The organism is Stenotrophomonas sp. DR822 (assembly GCF_019793815.1).
GTDB classification, from domain to species: Bacteria; Pseudomonadota; Gammaproteobacteria; order Xanthomonadales; family Xanthomonadaceae; genus Stenotrophomonas; species Stenotrophomonas indicatrix.
Window position 1 is genome coordinate 659,853 of the sequence record NZ_CP081826.1, and the last position, 23,551, is coordinate 683,403.

The 23,551-nt window shown below is 66.0% G+C and carries 15 protein-coding genes; 6 read left to right on the forward strand and 9 right to left on the reverse strand.

What is annotated here, in order from left to right; translation table 11 throughout:
- The first annotated feature begins 49 nt into the window (after positions 1 to 49).
- A complete protein-coding gene (gene acnA, locus K5K93_RS03055) occupies positions 50 to 2,803 on the forward strand; it encodes an aconitate hydratase AcnA (RefSeq protein WP_093818231.1) in 2,754 nt (917 codons plus the stop codon).
- A gap of 470 nt (positions 2,804 to 3,273) precedes the next feature.
- Here acnA and K5K93_RS03060 read toward each other — a convergent pair whose 3' ends face one another.
- Together K5K93_RS03060 and K5K93_RS03065 are read right to left on the reverse strand one after the other, a co-directional pair.
- A complete protein-coding gene (locus K5K93_RS03060; protein WP_222389721.1) occupies positions 3,274 to 3,729 on the reverse strand; it encodes a hypothetical protein in 456 nt (151 codons plus the stop codon).
- Positions 3,730 to 3,826: 97 nt separating this feature from the next.
- Positions 3,827 to 5,377, reverse strand: coding sequence for a BCCT family transporter (locus K5K93_RS03065; RefSeq protein WP_222389722.1), 1,551 nt, complete (start codon positions 5,375 to 5,377; stop codon positions 3,827 to 3,829).
- A gap of 170 nt (positions 5,378 to 5,547) precedes the next feature.
- Here K5K93_RS03065 and betI point away from each other — a divergent pair, with 170 nt between their 5' ends.
- From betI to K5K93_RS03090, 5 genes are all read left to right on the forward strand, one after another.
- On the forward strand, positions 5,548 to 6,138 hold the full coding sequence (gene betI, locus K5K93_RS03070) for a transcriptional regulator BetI (protein WP_025878951.1): 591 nt from the start codon (positions 5,548 to 5,550) through the stop codon (positions 6,136 to 6,138).
- 41 nt (positions 6,139 to 6,179) lie between these two features.
- Positions 6,180 to 7,652 (forward strand): betaine-aldehyde dehydrogenase, encoded by a 1,473-nt coding sequence (betB, locus tag K5K93_RS03075; RefSeq protein ID WP_222389723.1) that lies wholly within the window; start codon positions 6,180 to 6,182, stop codon positions 7,650 to 7,652.
- Positions 7,653 to 7,753: 101 nt separating this feature from the next.
- Entirely contained in the window at positions 7,754 to 9,436 is a 1,683-nt protein-coding gene (gene betA / locus K5K93_RS03080; protein WP_222389724.1) for a choline dehydrogenase, read from the forward strand.
- 305 nt (positions 9,437 to 9,741) lie between these two features.
- Positions 9,742 to 11,418: a long-chain fatty acid--CoA ligase gene (locus K5K93_RS03085; protein WP_093819583.1), complete on the forward strand. Its 1,677-nt coding sequence runs from the start codon at positions 9,742 to 9,744 to the stop codon at positions 11,416 to 11,418.
- A 161-nt stretch (positions 11,419 to 11,579) separates the two neighbouring features.
- Entirely contained in the window at positions 11,580 to 12,452 is an 873-nt protein-coding gene (locus K5K93_RS03090) for a crotonase/enoyl-CoA hydratase family protein (protein WP_222389726.1), read from the forward strand.
- Between the two features lie 105 nt (positions 12,453 to 12,557).
- Here the strand turns inward: K5K93_RS03090 and K5K93_RS03095 are convergent, their stop codons facing one another.
- From K5K93_RS03095 to prfB, 7 genes are all read right to left on the reverse strand, one after another.
- Entirely contained in the window at positions 12,558 to 14,729 is a 2,172-nt protein-coding gene (locus K5K93_RS03095; RefSeq protein WP_093819591.1) for a response regulator, read from the reverse strand.
- Positions 14,726 to 15,871, reverse strand: a complete 1,146-nt coding sequence (locus K5K93_RS03100; RefSeq protein ID WP_025878945.1) for a two-component system response regulator — start codon at positions 15,869 to 15,871, stop codon at positions 14,726 to 14,728. Before K5K93_RS03100 ends, K5K93_RS03095 begins: the two co-directional genes overlap by 4 nt.
- Positions 15,872 to 16,074: 203 nt before the next feature.
- Complete coding sequence (gene lysS, locus K5K93_RS03105) at positions 16,075 to 17,586, reverse strand: lysine--tRNA ligase (RefSeq protein WP_222389727.1); 1,512 nt, start codon at positions 17,584 to 17,586, stop codon at positions 16,075 to 16,077.
- Between the two features lie 201 nt (positions 17,587 to 17,787).
- Complete coding sequence (locus K5K93_RS03110; protein WP_222389728.1) at positions 17,788 to 19,428, reverse strand: acetolactate synthase large subunit; 1,641 nt, start codon at positions 19,426 to 19,428, stop codon at positions 17,788 to 17,790.
- Positions 19,429 to 19,503: 75 nt separating this feature from the next.
- Positions 19,504 to 20,895: an NAD-dependent succinate-semialdehyde dehydrogenase gene (locus K5K93_RS03115; RefSeq protein WP_222389730.1), complete on the reverse strand. Its 1,392-nt coding sequence runs from the start codon at positions 20,893 to 20,895 to the stop codon at positions 19,504 to 19,506.
- Positions 20,896 to 21,524: 629 nt separating this feature from the next.
- Positions 21,525 to 22,307 carry a helix-turn-helix transcriptional regulator gene (locus tag K5K93_RS03120; protein ID WP_222389731.1) on the reverse strand — a complete coding sequence of 261 codons (783 nt, stop codon included), beginning with the start codon at positions 22,305 to 22,307 and terminating at the stop codon, positions 21,525 to 21,527.
- A gap of 99 nt (positions 22,308 to 22,406) precedes the next feature.
- A protein-coding gene (gene prfB, locus K5K93_RS03125) for a peptide chain release factor 2 (protein WP_099783880.1) occupies positions 22,407 to 23,532 on the reverse strand; the annotation gives its coding sequence in 2 pieces (ribosomal slippage) (positions 22,407 to 23,456 and positions 23,458 to 23,532; 1,125 coding nt in all).
- Between the last annotated feature and the right edge of the window lie 19 nt (positions 23,533 to 23,551).

Here is a 23,551-nt window from a genome sequence, read left to right on the forward strand (position 1 = left end):
CCCGCCCATGCGGGCCACTGCAAGCCATCCGCAAGAGGAGTCATCCCGCATGAGCGATTCGTTCTCCACCCGCAGCCAGCTGGACGTCGGCGGCAAGACCTACGACTACTTCAGCCTGCCCAAGCTGGGCCAGCGCTTCGACATCTCCCACCTGCCCTACTCGATGAAGATCCTGCTGGAGAACCTGCTCCGGCACGAGGATGGCGGCGTCACCGTCGGCAAGGATCACATCGAGGCCGTCGCCCGCTGGCAGCCCAGCGCCGAACCGGATACCGAAATCGCCTTCATGCCCGCGCGCGTGGTCCTGCAGGACTTCACCGGCGTGCCCTGCGTGGTCGACCTGGCCGCGATGCGCGATGCGGTGGTCAAGCTCGGCGGCCGCCCCGAACAGATCAATCCGCTGATTCCCTCCGAACTGGTCATCGACCACTCGGTGCAGGTGGATGTGTTCGGCAAGCCCGACGCACTGGACCTCAACGGAAAGATTGAATTCCAGCGCAACCAGGAACGCTACGGCTTCCTGCGCTGGGGCCAGAAGGCCTTCGACAACTTCAAGGTGGTGCCGCCCAACACCGGCATCGTCCACCAGGTGAACCTGGAAAACCTGGCCCGCGTGGTGATGACCGCCGACAAGGACGGCAAGGCCGTTGCGTATCCGGATACCGTGTTCGGCACCGACAGCCACACCACGATGATCAACGGCATCGGCGTGCTCGGCTGGGGCGTGGGCGGCATCGAAGCCGAGGCCGCCATGCTCGGCCAGCCTTCGTCGATGCTGATTCCGCAGGTGGTCGGCTTCAAGCTGACCGGCAAGCTGCCCGAAGGCGCCACCGCCACCGACCTGGTGCTGACCGTCACCCAGATGCTGCGCAAGCTCGGCGTGGTCGGCAAGTTCGTCGAGTTCTACGGTGATGGCCTGCAGCACCTGCCACTGGCCGACCGCGCGACCATCGGCAACATGGCCCCCGAATACGGCGCCACCTGCGGCATCTTCCCGATCGACAACGAATCGCTGACCTACCTGCGCCTGTCCGGCCGCAGCGAAGAGCAGATCGCCCTGGTCGAAGCCTATGCCAAGGCGCAGGGCCTGTGGCACGACGCCAACAGCCCGCATGCGCAGTACAGCACCACGCTGGAACTGGACATGGGTACGGTGAAGCCCTCGCTGGCCGGCCCCAAACGCCCGCAGGACCGCGTGCTGCTGGAAGACGTGCAGAAGAACTACCGCGACGCGCTGGTCGGCATGACCGCCAACCGCGACAAGCGCAGCGAGGATGTCTCCACCTTCGTCAATGAAGGCGGCGGCGCCGCAGTGGGCAACGAGCAGCTGGCCAAGGGCCATGCCGACATCGAGATGGACGGCAGGAAGGTGCGGCTGAAGGATGGTGCGGTGGTCATCGCCGCCATCACTTCGTGCACCAACACCTCCAACCCGGCAGTGATGATCGGTGCCGGCCTGCTGGCCCGCAACGCGGCCGCCAAGGGGCTGGACCGCAAGCCGTGGGTCAAGACCTCGCTCGGCCCAGGCTCGCGCGTGGTCACCGACTATCTTGAAAAGGCCGGCGTTCTCACCGAGCTGGAGAAGATCGGCTTCTATGTGGTGGGCTATGGCTGCACCACCTGCATCGGCAACTCCGGCCCGCTGCCGACCGAAGTCAGCGCCGGCATCGCCAGTGGCGACCTGGTGGTGACCTCGGTGCTGTCGGGCAACCGCAACTTCGAGGGCCGCGTGCACCCCGAAGTGAAGATGAACTACCTGGCCAGCCCGCCGCTGGTGGTGGCATACGCCATCGCCGGCACCACCGACATCGACCTGACCACCGAACCGCTGGGCACCGGCAGCGATGGCCAGCCGGTGTACCTGCGCGACATCTGGCCGAGCAACAAGGAGATCGGCGACGTCATCGCCGCCACCGTCGGCCCGGAGATGTTCAAGCAGAACTACGCCGACGTGTTCAAGGGCGATACCCGCTGGAACACCATCGCCTCGCCGGACGGTGACCTGTACGAATGGAGCGATGCGTCCACCTACATCAAGAACCCGCCCTACTTCGATGGCATGACCATGCAGGTCGGCAGCATCGATGATGTGCACGGCGCACGGGTGATGGGCCTGTTCGGCGATTCGATCACCACCGACCACATCTCCCCGGCCGGCAACATCAAGAAGGATTCGCCGGCGGGCCGCTTCCTGCAGGAGCGCGGCGTGCAGCCGGCCGACTTCAACAGCTACGGCAGCCGCCGCGGCAACGATGACGTGATGGTCCGCGGCACCTTCGCCAACATCCGCATCAAGAACCTGATGTTCGGTGGCGAAGAAGGCGGCAACACCCTGTACTACCCGGGCAACGGCGGCCAGCCGGAAAAGCTGGCGATCTACGATGCGGCAATGAAGTACAAGGCCGACAAGGTGCCGCTGGTGGTGCTGGCCGGCAAGGAATACGGTACCGGCTCGTCGCGTGACTGGGCCGCCAAGGGCACCCTGCTGCTGGGGGTGAAGGCGGTCATCGCCGAAAGCTTCGAACGCATCCACCGCTCCAACCTGGTCGGCATGGGCGTGCTGCCGCTGCAGTTCCGCAACGGCGAAAACGCACAGTCGCTGGGCCTGGATGGCTCGGAAGTGATCGATGTCACCGGCCTGCAGGACGGCGCCAGCAAGCGCGCCACGGTCACCGCGACCAAGGCCGATGGCACGAAGAAGACCTTCGAAGTCTCGGTGATGCTGCTGACCCCGAAGGAAGTGGAGTACTTCCGCCACGGTGGCCTGCTGCAGTACGTGCTGCGCCAACTGGCAGGTCGCTGAACCCTTCCGTGGACCCAATGGGCGGAAGCCCGGCCCCCGCGCCAGCGCGGGGGCGCTGCGGAGGCGCGCGAACCCGTGGTTCGCAAGCGCGCCTCCTCGCCCACCACGGTGGCCTGCTGCAGTACGTGCTGCGCCAGCTGGCAGGTCGCTGAACCCTTCCGTGGACCCAATGGGCGGAAGCCCGGCCCCCGCGCCAGCGCGGGGGCGCTGCGGAGGCGCGCGAACCCGTGGTTCGCAAGCGCGCCTCCTCGCCCACCACGGTGGCCTGCTGCAGTACGTGCTGCGCCAGCTGGCTGCACGTTGATCGAACGTACTGCGCAGGTAGAGCCGGGCCGCGCCCCATGAAAGGTGGGCGCCATCGTGGCCAGCGCATCGCCAAGCGCGCGGAATCGGGCGCCCGGCGGTGGGCTTGATCCATGCCTGGCTGCAACACAGCGAAGGGCCGGACCCGCAGGGATCCTGCCCTCGCTTCATGGGCGGACCCCGTAGATCCGCCACGGCGCCCGGCTCTGGCCGACGTCATAGACCAGGCTGCGGAGTCCATCGGGCATGACCACCTCGCCTTCGGTCGCTCCTGTATTGACCACCGTTATCACCATCTCGAACGCCGGATGTGGCGACTGGCCCACGCGCGAACAGGCAACGCCCCGCTCTTCGTAGTGCACCACCGGCGTAAAGCCGCCATCGTTGCAGGCCACCGCAATGAACCGGTAGCCCCGATCCTCGTCACTGCCGGGCATCAGCGCGTGTGCAGCATAGGACACGCGACCCTGGCCGCCAGCATAGGCAGGCACCTGGACACGGAAGTGGCCGATATCGCCGATCGCCAGCACCGGAAAATCCAGCTGGCGCATCGGCGGCGGCAGAGGTTCGGCGCCCGCCGAACCGGAGGCGATCAACAACAGACCACAGACACAGCGTTTCATCGGATTCTCCTGATTGCAGAGCTCCCCATGCTCGATCACCAGGGCCTGCGAGGTATCTAGGAATTCAATGAAACGAAGCCGATGAAAGCCAATGTCATCACCGCCGCGGCGCGTCCGGGTCGGTACGCAGCGCCTTCAGCAGGCCCCACATGTAGAACGCCAGGATGAACGAGAACGGCAGGCCGCACAGCACCACCGCCGTCTGCATCGCGCTGAAGTTGCCGGCCAGCAACAGGCCGACACTGGCCACGGTAATGCCCGCCGCCCAGAACACGCGCAGCCAGATCGGCGCGTCATGCCCATCCTCCACGCCATCATCGACACGCCGGGTGCACAGGTTGGCGATAATCAGCGTGCCCGAATCGACCGGGGTCAGGAACAACACGAAACCGATCACCACCGCCGCACCAGCGATGTACGGCGCCGCAGGCAAGTATTCCAGCAGCTTGAACAGGGTCATCGCCGCATCGTGCTGAGCCACTTGGCCCAGCACCGCCTGGCCATGGTTCAGCACGAGATCGATGGCGGTGTTGCCGAAGATCGACAACCACGCCAGGGTGAAGCCCAGCGGGATCAACAGCACGCCCATGATCACTTCGCGGATGGTTCGGCCGCGCGAGATGCGCGCCACGAACAGGCCCACGAACGGTGCCCAGGCAATCCACCACGCCCAGTAGAACAACGTCCACGAGCCCATCCACTCACGCCCCTTCGGGTCGTTGAGGTACATGTCGAAGCTCTTGCGCACGAACGCGCCCAGGTAATCGCCGGTGTTCTGCACCAGGCCATCGAACAGGTGCAGGGTTGGCCCGGTCACCAACACGAACAGCAGCAGCAGGCACAGCAGGCGCACGTTGAGATTGGACAGCCAGGCGATGCCCTTCTCCACGCCGGCGACCACGCCGATGGTGGCCACGACCATCATCACCAGCACGATGGCCACCAGCACCTGCGGCGTATCCGGGATGTGGAACAGGTAGACCAGGCCGGACTGCACCACCAGCGCACCGATGCCGAGGTTGGTGACCATCGAGATCAGTGTCGCGAGGATGCCGAAGCCATCGACCATGTCGCCGATCCGGCCATGGATGCGCTCGCCGAAGATCGGGTACAGCGCCGAACGCAGGGCCAGCGGCAGGTTGCGGCGGTAGGCGAAGTAGCCCAGCGCCACGCCGACCAGCGCGTACAGCGCCCAGCCATGCAGGCCCCAGTGCAGGAAGGTCAGCACCATCGCTTCGCGGCCTGCGGCGACGGTGCCGCCGGGCTGCCCGGGCGGGTTGAGGAAATGATCGAGCGGCTCGTAGGCGCCGTAGTACAGCAGCGCGATGCCGATGCCGGCCGAGAACAGCATCGACACCCAGGCCACGTAGCCGAACGCCGGCGATTCCTCGTTGTGGCCCAGGCGGATGCGCCCATACGGCGAGAACGCCAGCCACAGCACGAAGCCCAGGCAGGCCACGATCAGCAGCATGTACCACCAGCCGAACGCCGCGGAGACCTCGGCCTGTGCCCATTGCAGCCAGTGCTCGCTGGCCTCCGGGAAGAACACGGTCAACGCACCGAGGATGCCGATGGAGACCGACGAACTGAAGAACACGAAACGGTTCAAGCGCAGGGGCGAGCGCTTGGGATGAGCCAGGGAAGACATGGGGTCGTCTCATCAGTCCAGGGGGGCACATGGGCGGGGCCGGACCGGAAACCGGGCCCATGGCGTGGGGGCGCGACCGGCATCGTAGGGTTTATTGATTGAACGTTCAATCAATAAAAAGTATGATCTTCACCAGCCCGGCATTCCGGGTCGCAATCCGTGGAGAGACAATGCCGAAGAAAGGCGTGGAACCGGTCCGCCGCGAGCAGCTGATCCGGGCCACTTTCCAGACCATCGACGAGATCGGCATGGCCGATGCCACCGTCGCCACCATCGCAAGGAAGGCCGGCCTGTCCAGCGGCATCGTCGCCCATTACTTCGGCGACAAGGACGGCCTGCTCAATGCGGCGATGCGGCAGATCCTGCGCGAGCTGAAGGCGGCCGTTGCCCGCTATCGCGACGCGGCCGCCGGCGACGCACGTTCACAGCTTCGCGCCATCGTCGATGGCAACTTCGACGACAGCCAGACCAACGGAACCGCCATGCGCGTATGGCTGACGTTCTGGGCCGCCAGCATGCATCAGCCGGAACTTGCGCGGCTGCAGCGCGCCAACGACCAGCGACTGTTCTCCAACCTCTGCCATCAGTTCAACCGCCAGTTGCCGCATGCACAGGCACGCCTGTCCGCCCGCGGGCTGGCCGCGATGATCGATGGCCTGTGGCTGCGCGGCAGCCTGGTCGGTGGTGACTTCAACGCCGACAAGGCGCGCCGCATCGCCTACGGCTACATCGATTTCCAATTGCAGGCCAACGCGCCCTGAGCGCGCCACGACCCCGCCCCATCCCTTCCAGGAGCAAGCCGATGACCACCCTGCCCGTGCAACAGCTGTACATCCACGGCCGCCGCGTCGACGCCACCAGCGGCAAGACCTTCCAGACCGTCAACCCTGCCAATGGCCAGGTGCTGGCTGAAGTTCAGATCGCCAGCCAGGCCGATGTCGAACGCGCCGTTGAAAGCGCCAGCGAAGGCCAGAAGGTGTGGGCAGCGATGACCGCCATGGAGCGCTCGCGCATCCTGCGCCGTGCCGTCGAGATCCTGCGCGAGCGCAACGACGCGCTGGCCCACCTGGAAACCCTGGATACCGGCAAGGCGCTGGCCGAAACCACCACGGTGGACATCGTCACCGGTGCCGACGTACTGGAGTACTACGCCGGCCTGGCCACCGCCATCGAAGGCATCCAGCTGCCGCTGCGCGAATCGAGCTTCTTCTATACCCGCCGCGAGCCGCTGGGCGTGGTCGCCGGCATCGGCGCCTGGAACTACCCGATCCAGATCGCCATGTGGAAGTCGGCCCCGGCCCTGGCCGCCGGCAATGCAATGGTGTTCAAGCCGTCCGAAGTGACCCCGCTGACCGCGATCAAGCTGGCCGAGATCTACACCGAAGCCGGCGTGCCGGACGGCGTGTTCAACGTCGTGCAGGGCCCGGGCCGCGAGATCGGCAACTGGCTGACCGAGCACCCGGTGATCGAGAAGATCTCCTTCACCGGCGGCGTGGCCACCGGCAAGAAGGTCATGGCCAGCGCTGCATCGTCGTCGCTGAAGGAAGTGACGATGGAACTGGGCGGCAAGTCGCCGCTGGTGATCTGTGACGACGCCGATCTCGACCGTGCCGCCGACATCGCGGTGATGGCCAACTTCTTCAGCTCCGGCCAGGTCTGCACCAACGGTACCCGCGTGTTCGTGCCGCGCAGCATGCTGGCCGCGTTCGAAGCTGCCGTGGTGGAGCGCGTCAAGCGCATCCGCATCGGCGACCCGATGGCCGCCGAGACCAACTTCGGCCCGCTGACCAGCTTCCCGCACATGGAAAACGTGCTGCGCTTCATCGAAAGCGGCAAGAGCGAAGGCGCGCGCCTGGTGACCGGCGGCGGTCGTGCCACCGACGGTGCCCTGGCCGACGGCGCCTACGTGCTGCCGACGGTGTTCTCCGACTGCCGCGACGACATGACGATTGTCCGCGAAGAGATCTTCGGGCCGGTGATGAGCATCCTCGCCTACGACGATGAGGACGAAGTGATCCGTCGCGCCAACGACACCACCTTCGGCCTGGCCGCAGGTGTGGTCAGCAAGGACATCAGCCGCGCCCACCGCATCATCCATCGCCTGGAAGCCGGCATCTGCTGGATCAACACCTGGGGCGAGTCGCCGGCGGAAATGCCGGTCGGCGGCTACAAGCAGTCCGGCGTTGGCCGCGAGAACGGTATCTCCACCCTCGGCCACTACACCCGCATCAAGTCGGTGCAGGTCGAACTGGGCGACTACGCCAGCGTGTTCTGACCGGCGCGTCCTGAGCACCGCCCATCGTCCGGCCACCGCGCCGATCCGACATTCCGCCGGGACGCCTGCATGCAGCGCGCCCGGCCTGCAGGAGAGCAACCATGAGCACCCATAACGAGTACGACTACATCATCATCGGCGCCGGTTCGGCCGGCAACGTGCTGGCCACCCGCCTCACCGAAGATGCCGATGTCAGCGTGCTTCTGCTGGAAGCCGGTGGCCCGGACTACCGGCTCGATTTCCGTACCCAGATGCCCGCCGCACTGGCCTTCCCGCTGCAGGGCCGCCGCTACAACTGGGCGTACAAGACCGATCCCGAGCCCTTCATGAACAACCGCCGGATGGATTGCGGTCGTGGCAAGGGCCTGGGCGGTTCGTCGCTGATCAACGGCATGTGCTACATCCGCGGCAACGCGATGGACTACGACAACTGGGCCGGCATGCCGGGCCTGGAAGACTGGACTTACCTGGATTGCCTGCCGTACTTCCGCAAGGCCGAAACCCGTGATATCGGCCCGAACGACTACCACGGCGGCGACGGCCCGCTGCGCGTCACCACGCCCAAGGCCGGCAACAACGAACTGTTCGCGGCGATGGTCGAGGCCGGCGTGCAGGCCGGTTACCCGCGCACCGACGACCTCAACGGCTACCAGCAGGAAGGCTTCGGTCCGATGGACCGTACCGTCACGCCGAAGGGACGCCGCTCCAGCACCGCCCGTGGCTACCTGGATCTGGCCAAGCCGCGCCCGAACCTGACCATCGTCACCCACGCGCTGACCGACCGCATCCTGTTCTCGGGCAAGCGCGCGGTGGGCGTGCAGTGGCTGCACAACGACCAGCCGCAGCGCGCCACCGCACGCCGCGAAGTACTGCTCTGCGGCGGCGCCATCGCCTCGCCGCAGATCCTGCAGCGCTCCGGCGTCGGCCCGGCCGACCTGCTGCGCAGCCTGGACATCGACCTGGTGCACCACCTGCCCGGCGTCGGCGCCAACCTGCAGGACCATCTTGAGATGTACCTGCAGTACGAGTGCAAGAAGCCGGTCTCGCTGGCCCCGGCACTGAAGCTGTACAACCAGCCGGCAATCGGCGCCGAATGGCTGTTCCTGGGCACCGGCATCGGCGCCAGCAACCAGTTCGAAGCCGGCGGCTTCATCCGCAGCGATGCCGAATTCGACTGGCCCAACCTGCAGTATCACTTCCTGCCGGTGGCGATCAACTACAACGGCTCCAACCCGATCAAGGCGCACAGCTTCCAGATGCATGTCGGCTCGATGCGCTCGCCCAGCCGCGGCCGCATCCACGTGCGCTCGAAGGATCCGCGCGATGATCCCAGCATCCTGTTCAACTACATGTCGCACGACCAGGACTGGCGCGAGTTCCGCTCGGCAATCCGGATCACCCGCGAGATCTTCGCGCAGCCGGCACTGGCACCGTACAGCGGCCGCGAGATTTCGCCGGGCAGCGCGCTGCAGACCGACGCGCAGATCGATGCGTTCGTGCGCGAGCATGCCGAGACCGCCTACCATCCGTCGTGCTCGAACAAGATGGGCCACGCCGATGATCCGATGGCGGTGGTTGACGGCCAGGGCCGCGTGCACGGCCTGGAAGCCCTGCGCATCGTCGATGCCTCGATCATGCCGCAGGTGGTCACCGGCAACCTCAACGCACCGACCATCATGATCGCCGAGAAGCTGGCCGATGTGATCCGTGGCCGCGCGCCGCTGCCGCGCAGCACGGCTGCGTACTACAAGGCCAACGGCGCGCCGGTGCGCAACAAGAGCTGAGTCTCCGGACATCGGAAACATCCGCCGGGCATGGCCCGGCACTACCAGGCGGGCTTTGCCTTCGGTCGCCGGGCATGGCCTGCGCTACCAAGCGAGCTTTGCCTTCGGTCGACGGGCATGGCCCGGCGCTACGAGGCGAGCTTTGCCTTCAGTAGCGCCGGGCCATGCCCGGCGGCTTTTGGCGCATACGGCCGCGCAGTGTCCACCCTCTTCGCGTTTTCCCTACGGGACGGTATGCTGCGGAGAGCGGTTCTGGCGGATACTGTCCGCGCCGCACCCATCATTACGATTCCTGGAGGGGGAATATGAGTCTGGATCGTCCCTGGCTGCAGAGCTATCCGAAAGGCGTTCCCGCCGAAATCGACGTCAACGAGTTCCATTCGGTAGTTTCGGTCTTCGACGCCTCCGTCGCGAAGTACCGCGACCGACCGGCCTACTCCAGTTTCGGCAAGACCCTCACCTACGGTGAGACCGACGCGCTGGTCGAACAGTTCGCCGCTTACCTGCTGGGCGAGCTGAAGCTCAAGAAGGGCGACCGCGTCGCCCTGATGATGCCCAACTGCCTGCAATACCCGATCGCCACTTTCGGCGTGCTGCGTGCAGGCTTGACCGTGGTCAACGTCAACCCGTTGTACACCGCGCGCGAGCTGAAGCATCAGCTGGTCGACGCCGGCGTGACCGCGCTGGTGGTGGTGGACAACTTCGGCGACACCGTCGAACAGGTCATCGCCGATACCCAGGTCAAGCAGGTCATCACCACCGGCCTGGGCGACCTGCTCGGCGCCAAGGGCACGATCGTCAACTTCGTGCTCAAGTACATCAAGAAGATGGTGCCCAACTACCACCTGAAGGGCGCGATCCGCTTCAAGCAGGCGCTCAAGCTGGGCAGCCGCCACACCCTGCCGAAGGTCGAGATCGACCATGACGACGTGGCGTTCCTGCAGTACACCGGCGGCACCACCGGTGTGGCCAAGGGCGCGATGCTGACCAACCGCAACCTGATCGCCAACATGCAGCAGGCCTCGGCCTGGATCAGCGCATCAGGCATCGAGATGGGCAAGGAATGGATCATCACCGCCCTGCCGCTGTACCACATCTTTGCGTTGACGGCGAACGGCCTGGTCTTCATGAAGTTCGGTGGCTGCAACCACCTGATCACCAACCCGCGTGACATGAAGGGCTTCGTCAAGGAGCTCAAGTCGGTGCGCTTCACCGCGATCACCGGCGTCAACACGCTGTTCAACGGCCTGCTCAACACCCCCGGCTTCGACACCGTCGATTTCTCCTCACTGAAGGTGACCCTGGGTGGCGGCATGGCCGTGCAGCGTGCGGTCGCCGAGCGCTGGAAGAAGACCACCGGCGTCACCCTGGTCGAGGCCTACGGCCTGACCGAGACCTCGCCGGCGGCCTGCATCAACCCGCTTACCCTGGCCGAGTACAACGGCTCGATCGGCCTGCCGATTCCGTCCACCGATGCCTGCATCAAGGACGACAACGGCAACATCCTGGCGCTGGGTGAAGTGGGCGAGCTGTGCATCCGCGGCCCGCAGGTGATGAAGGGCTATTGGCAGCGCCCGGAGGAAACCGCCAAGGCCATCGACGCCGACGACTGGCTGCACACCGGCGACATGGCGAAGATGGACGAGCACGGCTTCTTCTACATCGTCGACCGCAAGAAGGACATGATCCTGGTGTCCGGCTTCAACGTGTACCCCAATGAAGTCGAAGACGTCATCGCGATGATGCCGGGCGTGCTGGAAGTGGCCGCGGTCGGCGTACCGGACGAGAAGTCCGGCGAGGTGGTCAAGGTGGTCATCGTCAAGAAGGACCCGAACCTGACCGCCGAGATGGTCAAGGAGCACGCCCGGGCCAACCTGACCGGCTACAAGCACCCCAGAATCGTTGAATTCCGAAAAGAGCTGCCGAAGACCAACGTTGGCAAGATCCTGCGTCGCGAACTCCGCGATACGCCCGCCCAGTAAGGGTTTCGGGAAAGTTGAACGCGCTCAGGCCCGGGTCGGCAACGACCCGGGCCTTTTCGCATGCGCGGGCCCGGGGCCGGTGTAGCATCGCCGCGTGAGTGGACCGTTCGGCCCGCCGGCCACCACCTTGATCTGCGGGCCGCACCGCCGAGGACCCTTCCATGAGTACCATCGAAAAGCTGCCCAGCAGCGGCTCGCCCTATGCCACCATCCGCACCCAGGACAGCGCCGACGGCGCCGCACACTGGCTGTTCATGCACGCCGATGCCTCCACCGGCGTGCGTCCCTGCTGCCGCAAGGACATGCTGGACGAGATGTGGAGCTACATGAGCGCCATCACCCGCGGGCCGGCGCAGCGCCACAGCGGCCAGCTGCGCCATTTCGTGCTGGCCTCCGACGCCGCCGCCTACAACCTGGGCGGAGACCTGGACCTGTTCACCCGCCTGATCCGCGAAGGCAATCGCGACCTGCTGCTGACCTATGCCCAACGCTGCGTGGAGGGCGTCCACCACCTGCACACCGGCTTCGGTGGCGACGTCCGCTCGATCGCCCTGATCCAGGGCGATGCGCTGGGCGGTGGCCTGGAAATGGCCCTGGCCTGCCACACCATCGTGGCCGAGGAAGGGTGCGGCCTGGGCCTGCCCGAAGTGCTGTTCGGCCTGTTCCCGGGCATGGGCGCCTACTCGTTCCTGTGCCGCCGGGTGGCACCGCAGCTGGCCGAGAAGATCATCCTCGATGGCCGTATCTACAGCGCCGAGGAGATGCACGCGATGGGCGTGGTCGACGTGCTGGTCAGGAAAGGGGAAGGCCGCGGCGCGGTCGAAGAGATGATCCGCCAGCAGCAGCGCCTGCCGCAGTCGTACCTGGCAATGAATGCCGCGCGCAACCTGGCACAGGCGGTCAGCTACGACGAACTGCTGGAAATCACCAAGGTCTGGGTCGATTCGGCACTGGCCCTGGGTGATCGTTCGCTGCGCACCATGGACCGGTTGATCAAGGCGCAGACCCGACGCGCCAATCTGGATGTGGCCTGATACGTTCCCCTCCCCCGCAGGGTTCAAGCCCGGCTGGCCACCGGGCTTTTTTTATGGGGCCCGCCGTCATCGGCAACCCGCCGCGCAGGCCCGGCAGGCCTGGCTCTACCGCTCGCCGTCGTCGGCCACGCCGCGTGCCTTGCGTTCGGCGCGCGCATCCAGCGCCTGCCGGCCTTCCTTGATGGCCCCCTGCAGCACCGCAAGACGCTGCCGCCATTCGGCCTTGAGCTGCCAGTCGGCCATCCGCATCAACTCACCGGCGCGGTTGGACGCGCGCACCAGGCCCAGATTGCTGGCCACGCCCTTGATCGCATGCGACTGCTCGCGGAAAGCGCCCCAGCGTGCGGCTTCACCATCGCCTTCAGCCTTGCGCAGGCACGATTCGGCATCGTCCAGGCACTGGCGGATGAACTCGCGCTCGAAACCCTCGCCCATTCCCAGCGAGGCCAGCTCATCAAGCACGCCGGTATCGAGCACGCCATCAAGGTTGGTGACGGTGCGCACGATCGGCGGCGCACTCGTCTTGAGCTGTGCGTTGTTGGCAATCTCGGCCAGGGTATCCAGCAGGCGCACGGCCACCACGGGCTTGGCCAGGAACGCATGTGCACCGGCCTGGGTACAGCGCTGGATGGCTTCGGGAGTGACGTCGGCGCTGAGCACCAGTACCGGTGTGCGCGGGCCGCCGCCGGCCTGCATCACCCGCAGCTCCTTCAGCATGTCCAGGCCACTCATGCCCGGCATGTGCAGATCGACGATGGCCGCATCGAACTCGCTTTCAGCCAGTGCGTCGAGCACCGCCTCGCCACCATCGACGCACAGCACCTTGTGCCCGGCCTTCTGCAGCAGCCGCTGCAGCACCATGCGGTTGGCCTCGTGGTCGTCGGCGACCAGGATCTGCATGCTGCGCACGCGCGCGCGATGGCGCAGGAACGGATCAGCGAAGGCGATGACGTTGCCGCCGGCACCGGTTTCGTCGCCAGCAGCAAGGGTCGGTACCGCACCCGGGACCACCGGCTGCGGTGGCGCGAACGGCAGCTCCACCCAGAAGTGGCTGCCCTGCGGCGGGTTGTCCAGGTAACCGATCTCGCCGTCCATCGCTTCGACCAGCCCCTTGGCGATGGTCGTGCCCAAGCCGGTACCTTCATGGCGGCGGGCCATGCTGACGTCGGCCTGCTCGAAGGCCTCGAACAGACGCGGACGCATCGCCGGTGCAACGCCGATGCCGGTGTCGAGAATGTCAAAGCGCAGCCGCACCCCACCCTGGGTGTCAGCGTGGACAACGCTGACGCGGATCTCGACCCGGCCGTGATCGGTGAACTTGACCGCGTTGCCGGCCAGGTTGAGCAGGATCTGCCGCAGATGCCCAACGTCGCCGCGCAGGGTCGGCGGCACGGTCTCGGCCACCTTCACCCGGTAGTCCAGGCGCTTGGCCTTGGCCTGCGGCAACAGGATCAGGCCGATCGCCTGCATCACTTCGGAAAGGACGAAATCCTCGGCGACCACGCGCAGCTTGCCGGCCTCGATCGCCGAGATGTCCAGCACTTCCTCGACCAGCGCCAGCAAACTGCGCGATGACGCCTGGATGGTACTCACGCACTCACGCTGCTCGTCATCCAGGCGCGTGGTCGCCAACACTTCTGTCATGCCATTCAATCCATTGAGTGGGGTACGAAACTCGTGGCTCATGTTGGCCAGGAATCGACTCTTAGCTTCGCTGGCGCGCCGCGCCTCGGCCATCGCTTCGGTCAACTGCCGCAGCAGCGTGGAAAAATACAGGGGAACCGCCGCCAGGCCAAGCCAGAGGCCGATGGCCAAACGTGCGTTCTGTTGCCAATAGGGGGTGAACAGCGCGGTACTGCCGAAGCTGACCATCGCCATCGCCACGGCCACATACAGGTAGTGGTTGCCGAAGCGCATGCCGTTGCCCACCGTCACCCACATCACCACGATGTAGACCCACGACAACGGCTCGCCCATCTGGATCATGCCGGCAGCGATCAGGCCGTAGTCGGCCAGCATGCCCAGTACGCGGCGCGGATCCGAACGCTGCGGCCGCCACAGCAGCCAGCCGAACAACAGCAGCGACAGGCTCAGCCCCGTCAACACGATCGCCAGTACACCGACATACTGGGTGTGCGGCAGATCATGCCGCGCCGAAGGCAGCAGCACGTAAGCCAGGATCAGGCTGATCAGGACGATGCGGACGATCTGCTGCCCGTGCTCGCTGTCCTGCCGCTGGGACAGGCGCAACCGCAATCGCGACAGCAGGCGCTTCACGCGCCCAGCCCCGGCCGTGCAGAGGCGGTGGAGTGCTCGGCGCAGATCTGTTCCAGCTGCTCACGGCCGCGCAGCAACGCGTCCACGCAACGCGGATCGAACAGGCGCCCGCGCTGGGCATACAGGTAGGCCATGGTGGCTTCCATCGTCCACGCTTCCTTGTAGGGGCGCGGCGAGATCAGCGCATCGAACACGTCGGCCACGGCCACGATGCGTGCCTCCAGCGGAATCGCATCGCCGACCAGGCCATCGGGATAACCACTGCCGTCGTAGCGCTCATGGTGACGCAGCGCGATCAATGCACCGACCTGGATGAAGCGGTTCTGGCTGCCGCTGAGCAGTTCATGGCCAATCCGCGGATGCCGGCGCATGATCGCCAGCTCCTCATCATTGAGCTTGCCCTGCTTGAGCAGCACCGCATCGGGGATGGCGATCTTGCCCATGTCGTGCAGCGGCGCGGCCATCTCGATCAGCTTGACGTCGTCTTCAGGCAGGCCCAGCTGCTCGGCAATCAGACCAGCCACGCGCGCCATGCGCTCCAGGTAGGCACTGGTGCCGGCATCACGAAACTCGATCGCACGCGCCAGCCGCGAAAGCGTCTCGCGCTCGCGCTCCTCCACCTCGTGCATGCTGGCCAGCAGCCGCTGCTCCAGCGACAGCGCGCGCTGCTTCACGTTCTCGGTCTGCTGGCGCAGCTGCAACAGGTTGTAGCAGCGTGCGCGCAGTTCGCGTGGGCGGATCGGCTTGACCAGGAAATCGATCACGCCGGCTTCCAGTGCTGCCTGGCGGATCGGCTCGTCACCCACCACGGTGATCAGGATCACCGGAATATCGCGATGTTTGGGCAGCCGGCGGAAGCGGCGGGCGAACTCCAGCCCGTCCATCTCCGGCATGCGGTAATCGAGAAGCAGCAGGTCAACCGGGTACGATTCGCACCACGCGAGCGCCGTCAACGGATCGCCGAAGTCATGCACGCTCAGTTCCGGCGCGATGTCCTCGATGACGTGACGGAGCATCGTCCGTGCGGAAGTCTGGTCATCGACGATGACGATGTTCAAGGCGTTCTCTGCCTGCTTTCTCGACCATGCTGAAAGGTCAGCGGGCGAGGATACCCCGCCGCTGTGCACGCTGGCACCCTGCATCGGCTCGACTCCCGTCACAAGCTCCCCGATTCATGATCGTCGTCACAATGTGAAGCGAATTCTCCACGTTGCGGCCTCCCCTGACCCCATCAAGCCATAGCCGGCGTCAAGGTTGTGCAATAACGATACGCCGAGTGCGGGGTGCGTCAATGGCGCCGTCTCAAATCGGGACGACGCGCACAAACGGACGCCGAAAACGCCGGTTACTGCTCCGGACGCATGTACGGGAACAGCAGCACGTCGCGGATCGAGCTACTGCCGGTCAGCAGCATCACCAGGCGATCGACGCCGATGCCAAGGCCGCCGGTCGGCGCCATTCCGTACTCCAGCGCACGGATGTAGTCGGCGTCGTAGTGCATGGCCTCGTCATCGCCGCCTTCCTTCGCCGCCACCTGCGCCTGGAAGCGCTGGGCCTGGTCTTCCGGGTCGTTCAGCTCGGAGAAGCCGTTGGCCAGCTCCTTGCCGTTGACGAACAATTCGAAGCGGTCGGTATAGCCCGGATCGTTGTCGTTGGCGCGGGCCAGCGGCGAGACCTCCACCGGGTGATCGGTGATGAAGGTCGGCTGGATCAGGGTGTGCTCGACGGTGGCTTCGAAGATCTCCAGCAGCAGCTTGCCCCAGCCGTAGGACGGCTTGACGCGGATCTTCAGGCGCTCGCAATGGCGCAGCAGCGCATCACGGTCGGTACAGTCGGCCGCGGAGATTTCCGGGTTGTGGTGGCGCACCGCCTCGTCCATGCGCCAGCGGCGGAACGCCGGGCCCAGGTCGATGTTGGCGCCGTCCCACTCGACCACGGTGGTGCCGTTCACCGACTGTGCCACGTCACGGATCACGCCTTCGGTCAGGTCCATGATCTCGTTGTACGTGGCATAGGCCTCGTACAGCTCCATCATGGTGAATTCCGGGTTGTGGCGGGTGCTGACGCCTTCGTTGCGGAAGTTGCGGTTGATTTCGTAGACGCGTTCCAGGCCACCGACGGTCAGGCGCTTGAGGTACAGCTCCGGCGCCACGCGCAGGTACAGGTCAAGGTCCAGCGCGTTGTGGTGGGTGGTGAACGGCTTGGCCGCCGCGCCGCCGGGGATGTAATGCATCATCGGCGTTTCGACTTCGAGGAAGTCGCGGTTGTCCAGCCATGCACGCATCGCACGGATGATCTTCGAGCGCTTGATGAAGACCGCGCGCGACTCCGGCGTCACGATCAGGTCGACGTAACGCTGGCGGTAGCGCTGCTCGACGTCGGCCAGGCCATGCCACTTGTCCGGCAGCGGGCGCAGCGACTTGGTCAGCAGGCGGATCGATTCGGCCTTGACCGACAGCTCGCCGGTCTTGGTGCGGGTCAGGCCACCTTCGACAGCGATGATGTCGCCCACGTCCCAGCCCTTGAAGGCGGTGTAGGCATCACCCAGCACGCTGCCCTGCAGGAACAGCTGGATGCGGCCCGATTCGTCCTGGATCTGGGCGAAGCTGGCCTTGCCCATGACCCGCTTGGCCATCAGGCGACCGGCCATCTTCACCTGGCGGCCGTTGCCTTCCAGGGTTTCGGCGGTCCACTGCTCCGCATCGGCGAATTCTACCTGCAGGCTGCCGGCGAAGTCCTCGCGACGGAAGTCGTTCGGATACGCGATGCCCTGCCCGCGCAGCGCTTTGAGTTTCTCACGGCGCTCGGCGATCAACTTGTTTTCGTCGACGGGGGGGGTATCGGTAGCTTCGCTCATGGATCTGCGGGAATCGTGTAGTGAGGGGGAGTGTTGCGCCCGGCACAGCCGGTTACCCAGCATACCAAAAGCACCCTGCCCCGGACTCGGGCCGCCCCTGCTCCGGTAGCCGCCAACCTTGGTTGGCGCTCACCGTGTCGACCAAGGTCGACACCTACCGGGCCGGGGGGCGACGCCTACGGGGCTCCGGGGGGGCGACACCTAGCCGTTCCCGGGGAACGCCTGCCGCAGCTCATCCACCAGCACCCGCTGGTTCTCCGAATAGTCCACCGGCACCGACACCAGATGCACGCCGCCCGCGGTGAACGCTGCTTCCAGGGTCGGAATGAACTGCTCGATCGCCGTCACCTCGTGCCCCTGGCAGCCATAGGCCTCGGCGTATTTGACGAAATCCGGATTGCCGAAGGTCATGCCGTAGTCGGCGAAACCGTCCACCGCCTGCTTCCAGCGGATCATTCCGTAGGCGCCGTCGTTGAGGATCAGCACTACCAGGTTCAGGCCCAGCCGTCGTGCCGTCTCCAGCTCCTGGCTGTTCATCATGAAACCGCCATCGCCACAGACCGCCAGCACGCGGCGCTGCGGGTACAGGATCGAGGCCATGATCGCCGACGGCAGCCCCGCGCCCATCGTTGCCAATGCGTTGTCCAGCAGCAGTGTGTTGGCCACCTGGGTGCGGTAGTTGCGCGCGAACCAGATCTTGTACATGCCATTGTCCAGCGCCACGATGCCATCCGGCGGCATCACCTGGCGCACGTCATACACCAGCCGCTGCGGCGTGAAACCGGCCTCTTCGGCGCGGTCGGCGATGTGCTCCAGGATCGTCGCGCGCAGCGGCAGCAGTGCAGCGGCGTTGTCCACCCTGCCCTCGATACGGTCGGCCAGCAGGGTCAGCGAGCGGCCGATATCGCCGATCACCTCCACCTGCGGGAAGTACACCTGCTCCACCGCGGCCTGCGAATAGCCGATGTGGATGACCGTGCGGCCACCTGGGCGCATCACGAAGGGCGGCTTCTCCGTCACCTCGTGGCCAATGGTCACGATCACGTCAGCCTGGTCGATGGCCATGTGCACGTAGTCGCGCTCGCTCAGTGCCGCCGTGCCCATGTACAGGCCCGAGCCACCGGCCACCGCGCCCTTGCCCATCTGCGTGGTGACGAACGGGATACCGGCCCGCAGCACGAAGGCCGACAGCGCTTCGCTGGACTGCGGTCGCGACGCCGCCGACGCGATCACCAGCAGCGGCCGCTTGGCCTCGCGGATGACCTGCGCCGCACGGTCCAGCGCTTCGGGACTGGCGATCGGCCGATCCACCGGGTGTGGCGGGATCAATGCAACGTCCTCGACCTCCATGGCCGCGATGTCCTCGGGCAGTTCCAGCAGCACCGGCCCCGGGCGTTCTTCCAGCGCCGTGCGGAAGGCCTCGCGGACGATGGTGGGGATGGTGCGCGCCGACACGATCTGCCGCGCCGACTTGGTCAGCGGCTTCATCGTGCTGACGATATCCACGATCTGGAAGCGCGCCTGCTTGCTGGCCACGATGCCCTTCTGCCCGGTGATCATGATCACCGGCCACGCGCCGAGAAGTGCGTAGGCGGCACCGGTGGTGAAGTTCAGTGCACCCGGGCCGAGCGTGGCCAGGCACACGCCGGGCTTGCCGGTCAGGCGGCCGTAGGTGGCGGCCATGAACACGGCAGCCTGTTCGTGGCGGGTGATGACCAGCTCAATGCTGGAGTGGCGAAGCGACTCGACGACATCGAGGTTCTCTTCACCGGGAATGCCAAAAATGCGCTCGACGCCCTCGTTTTCGAGTGCGGCGACGAGCAGATCGGAACCCTTGGACATGGGATGACGTCCTTCTCGCAGTGCGTGATGATGGAACGTTGCAGGGATGCTGACAGGAACGGTGGATGGCCCGCGTCAACGGCGGTCGAACCACACCGTCTGCGCGTTGACGAATTCGCGGATGCCGAAGTGCGACAGCTCGCGGCCGAAACCGCTCTTCTTCACTCCGCCGATCGGCACGCGTGGATCGGAGGCAGAGAAACCGTTGACGAACACGCCACCGGTCTGCAGCCGGCGCGCCAGCTGCATCGCGCGGGCGTGGTCGCCGGTCCACAGATTGCCGCTCAGGCCGAACTCGCTCTGGTTGGCCAGTTCCACCGCATGGTCGGCGTCGCGCGCGCGGCTGATCGACGCCACCGGGCCGAAGGTCTCGGTGTCGAAGGCCTGCATGCCCGGCTCGACGCCCGCCAGCACGGTGGGTGCATAGAAACTGCCGGGGCGATCGAGCTGCTTGCCGCCCACCAGCAACTGCGCACCGGCCTCGACCGACGCACGCACCTGTGCATCAAGCTGTTCCAGCAGGTCCTGCCGGGCCATCGGTCCGATCCGGTTGCCGGCCTCGCGGCCATCGCCCACGGTCAGCGCCTGCACGCGCTCGCAGAACAACGCCACGAAACGCTCATACATGGCGTCTTCGACGATGATGCGCTTGCCGGCAATGCACACCTGCCCGGTGTTCTGGAAGCGCGAGGCCACCGCGGCATCGACCGCTGCCTCCAGGTCGGCGTCGGCCAGCACGATGAATGGATCCGAGCCACCCAGCTCCAGCACCACCTTCTTCAGCGCCTGCCCGGCCTGCGCGGCGATGCTGCGCCCCGCAGCGACGCTGCCGGTCAGGGTCACGGCCGCGATGCGGTCATCGGCGATGGCGGCACGGGTTCCCTCGCGGCTGATGTTGGCGGCAATGAAGGTGCCGTCGGGCAGGCCCGCGTCGCGCCACGCAGCGGCGAGCAGCCCCGCGGTGCCGACGATGTTCTCGGCCGGCTTCAGCAGGAAGCCGTTGCCGCCCATAAGGATCGGCACGGCCGCGCGCATCACCTGCCAGTACGGGAAATTCCACGGCATGATGCCCAGCACAACGCCCAGCGGCAGGTAGGAGACATAGGCCTTGTTGTCGGCCACCGCGGTCGGCTCGTCGCGCAGGAACGCCGCACCGTTGTCGGCGTACCAGTCACACAGCACCGCGCACTTCTCGATCTCGGCCAGCGACTCGGCGTGGACCTTGCCCATTTCGGCAGTGGCCATCGCGGCCAGCGGTTCACGGTCGCGGCGCAGCACGGCAGCCATCGCACGCAGCACGCTGGCGCGTTGTTCCAGTGACTGCGCGCTCCAGGCTGCAAAACCGGCCTGGCCGCGGTCAAGGATGGCTTCCAGCTCAACGTCGGTGGCGAACGGGTGGCTGGCGATCTGCTGGCCGGTGGCCGGATCGCGGGAAATGGCAGCGGGGGCTGCGGGGGAAGCGGACATGCAGGTCTCCTGTTGTCTCGACAACGGGCGGCTGCCCGTTTCCTGACAACGAATGTGGACCCGATCGATGGCAGCAACAAGGCGTCTGCGTATCCTGTGACCTGTACTTACCTGCCTGAATGGGGTGGTTTCCCGGCAGGGCTGCGCCCGGGTACGCGCCATCGCATGCGCGCTGCCGCTCCCACGCTTCGCTACGCGAACCGCGGGCCCCACTTACCAGCCCCCATACCCCCGCCGCTTCGCGGCCGCCCCCTGACTCAGGGGGCTCTTCTCCAGACCCAACCCGGCGCCTCCAGTAGATCCACGCCATGCGTGGATGAATTTCCATCGAGATCGACTATCTCGAATTGAAACAGAAAAGCATCCACGCGTGGCGTGGATCAACGTGTCGACCAAGGTCGACACCTGCCAACAGCAGCGGAGATCTGTCAGAGGTGGGGCGGTGTCGGAGTGCGGGGTGTCCGCGGCATGGATGCCGCGGCCAAGCCTACACGGACGTACTTGCGGCGTCCCCGCACTCCGACACCGCCCCGCCACCCCACGGAAAGCCCGCTGTTGCTGTTGCTGTTGAGGTTGCCGGCCAGCGGCCGGCACTACAGCAGGCGCAGGGCGCAGCCCTGCCGACCCACCTACCTTCGCGGCAGGTAGGTCACCAGTGACAGGTCATGCCGGCTCTCCGGCACCAGCGCCACGTACTGCAGGTCCAGCAGCCCGCGCGTGGGATGGTTCAGCGTCTTCGCACCCTCGTCGAAACGACGCACATCGTGCTCGGGCCACCACTGGCGGAACTGCTCGCTGTGCGCGCCGATGTCCTCGGCCAGCGCCAGGAACGGCGCCTTGTCCGGCGCCTGCGCCATCGCCGCGCGGAAGCTGGCCAGCAGCCCGCGGGTCATTTCATCCCAGTTGAGGATCAACGTGCGGTACGGCGGATACAGGAACATCAGCCGCAGCGTGTTGCGTTCGTGCGGCGCCAGTTGACCGTAGTCGACGAACAGATCGGCGATGGCCGGGTTCCAGGCCAGGATGTCGAATCGGGTATTGCGCACGTAGGCCGGGATCGGCTGCATCGCCGCCACCAGCTGGCGCAGGCCGTCGGTCACCGTCTCATCGGGCGATTCCAGCGGCACGCCATGGCCGGACAGTGCGAACGCGTAGGCGCGCTCGTCGTCGCTCAATCGCAGTACCTGCGCCAGGCGCTCCAGCACCTCGGGCGAGGCGCGCACTTCGCGGCCCTGCTCGATCCAGGTGTACCAGCTGACACTGACCCCGATCGCCAACGCGACTTCCTCGCGCTTCAGGCCCGGCGTGCGTCGGCGGCCGGCTGGCAGCCCCAGCGTTGCGGGGTCGACCCGCGCACGGCAGGCCTTGAGAAAGCCTCCCAGTTCCTTGCGTTCGGCTTCACTGCGCATCATCGCCCTGCCCTGCAGGTTTCAACGGCGTTGCGGGACGCCGAAGACGTCCCGCAACGCAGGGCCCGGGCAGCGGACGGTACCGCTGTCGCCGGGCACGCATCAGGCATCGATGCGCTTGGAGCCGACCGCCAGGCCGGCCTTCAGGCTGGCCTCGACGAACTCGTCCAGGTCACCGTCGAGCACCTTCTGCGTATCCGAACGCTCGATGCCGGTGCGCAGGTCCTTGATACGGCTCTGGTCGAGCACGTAGTTGCGGATCTGGCTGCCCCAGCCGATATCGGACTTGGTGGCTTCCACCGCATCACGCTCGGCGTTGCGCTTCTGGATCTCCAGCTCGTACAGCTTGGCGGCCAGCATCTTCATCGCGTTGTCGCGGTTCTGGTGCTGGCTGCGGCCGGTCTGGCAGGCCACGACCGTGTTGGTCGGGATGTGGGTGATACGCACCGCCGACTCGGTCTTGTTGACGTGCTGACCACCGGCACCGGAGGAGCGGTACACGTCGGTACGCAGATCGGCCGGGTTGATGTCGATTTCGATATTGTTGTCCACTTCCGGCGACACGAACACCGAGGTGAAGCTGGTATGGCGGCGGTTGTCCGAGTCGAACGGCGACTTGCGCACCAGGCGGTGCACGCCGGTCTCGGTCTTCAGCCAGCCGTAGGCGTAGTCGCCTTCCACGCGCAGCGTAGCCGACTTGATGCCCGCGACGTCGCCACCGGACACTTCCATCAGCTCGGTCTTCCAGCCACGCGATTCACACCAGCGCAGGTACATGCGCAGCAGGATCTCGGCCCAGTCCTGGGCTTCGGTACCACCGGCACCAGCCTGGATGTCGACGAACGCCGGAGCGTTGTCCATCTGCCCGGAGAACATGCGCTGGAACTCCAGCTTCTCCACGTGCGCCTGGTGCTTGTCCAGGTCGGCCACCACGGCCAGCGCGGTGTCCTCGTCCTGCTCGGACTCGGCCAGCTCCAGCAGTTCGGTGGCGTCGCTCAGGCCCTCCAGCACCGCGGCGATGCCGCCCACGGTCTTTTCCAGGGTCGAGCGCTCACGACCCAGGTTCTGGGCGTACTCGGCGTTGTTCCAGACGTCGGGGCTTTCCAGCTCCCGCGTTACTTCCTCAAGACGCTCTTTCTTGGCGTCGTAGTCAAAGATACCCCCGGAGCGACAACACGCGATCGGTCAGATCGGCGATGCGCTGGCGGACAGGATTCAGTTCGATCATGTCGGCGGTTATGCATTCA

Bases quoted from the DNA above. Each gene is read 5' to 3' on its own strand.
- acnA (WP_093818231.1), top strand. From the start codon at position 50: ATGAGCGATTCGTTCTCCACCCGCAGCCAGCTGGACGTCGGCGGCAAG.
- K5K93_RS03060 (WP_222389721.1), bottom strand. From the start codon at position 3,729: ATGAAACGCTGTGTCTGTGGTCTGTTGTTGATCGCCTCCGGTTCGGCG.
- K5K93_RS03065 (WP_222389722.1), bottom strand. From the start codon at position 5,377: ATGTCTTCCCTGGCTCATCCCAAGCGCTCGCCCCTGCGCTTGAACCGT.
- betI (WP_025878951.1), top strand. From the start codon at position 5,548: ATGCCGAAGAAAGGCGTGGAACCGGTCCGCCGCGAGCAGCTGATCCGG.
- betB (WP_222389723.1), top strand. From the start codon at position 6,180: ATGACCACCCTGCCCGTGCAACAGCTGTACATCCACGGCCGCCGCGTC.
- betA (WP_222389724.1), top strand. From the start codon at position 7,754: ATGAGCACCCATAACGAGTACGACTACATCATCATCGGCGCCGGTTCG.
- K5K93_RS03085 (WP_093819583.1), top strand. From the start codon at position 9,742: ATGAGTCTGGATCGTCCCTGGCTGCAGAGCTATCCGAAAGGCGTTCCC.
- K5K93_RS03090 (WP_222389726.1), top strand. From the start codon at position 11,580: ATGAGTACCATCGAAAAGCTGCCCAGCAGCGGCTCGCCCTATGCCACC.
- K5K93_RS03100 (WP_025878945.1), bottom strand. From the start codon at position 15,871: ATGCAGGGTGCCAGCGTGCACAGCGGCGGGGTATCCTCGCCCGCTGAC.
- lysS (WP_222389727.1), bottom strand. From the start codon at position 17,586: ATGAGCGAAGCTACCGATACCCCCCCCGTCGACGAAAACAAGTTGATC.
- K5K93_RS03110 (WP_222389728.1), bottom strand. From the start codon at position 19,428: ATGTCCAAGGGTTCCGATCTGCTCGTCGCCGCACTCGAAAACGAGGGC.
- K5K93_RS03115 (WP_222389730.1), bottom strand. From the start codon at position 20,895: ATGTCCGCTTCCCCCGCAGCCCCCGCTGCCATTTCCCGCGATCCGGCC.
- K5K93_RS03120 (WP_222389731.1), bottom strand. From the start codon at position 22,307: ATGATGCGCAGTGAAGCCGAACGCAAGGAACTGGGAGGCTTTCTCAAG.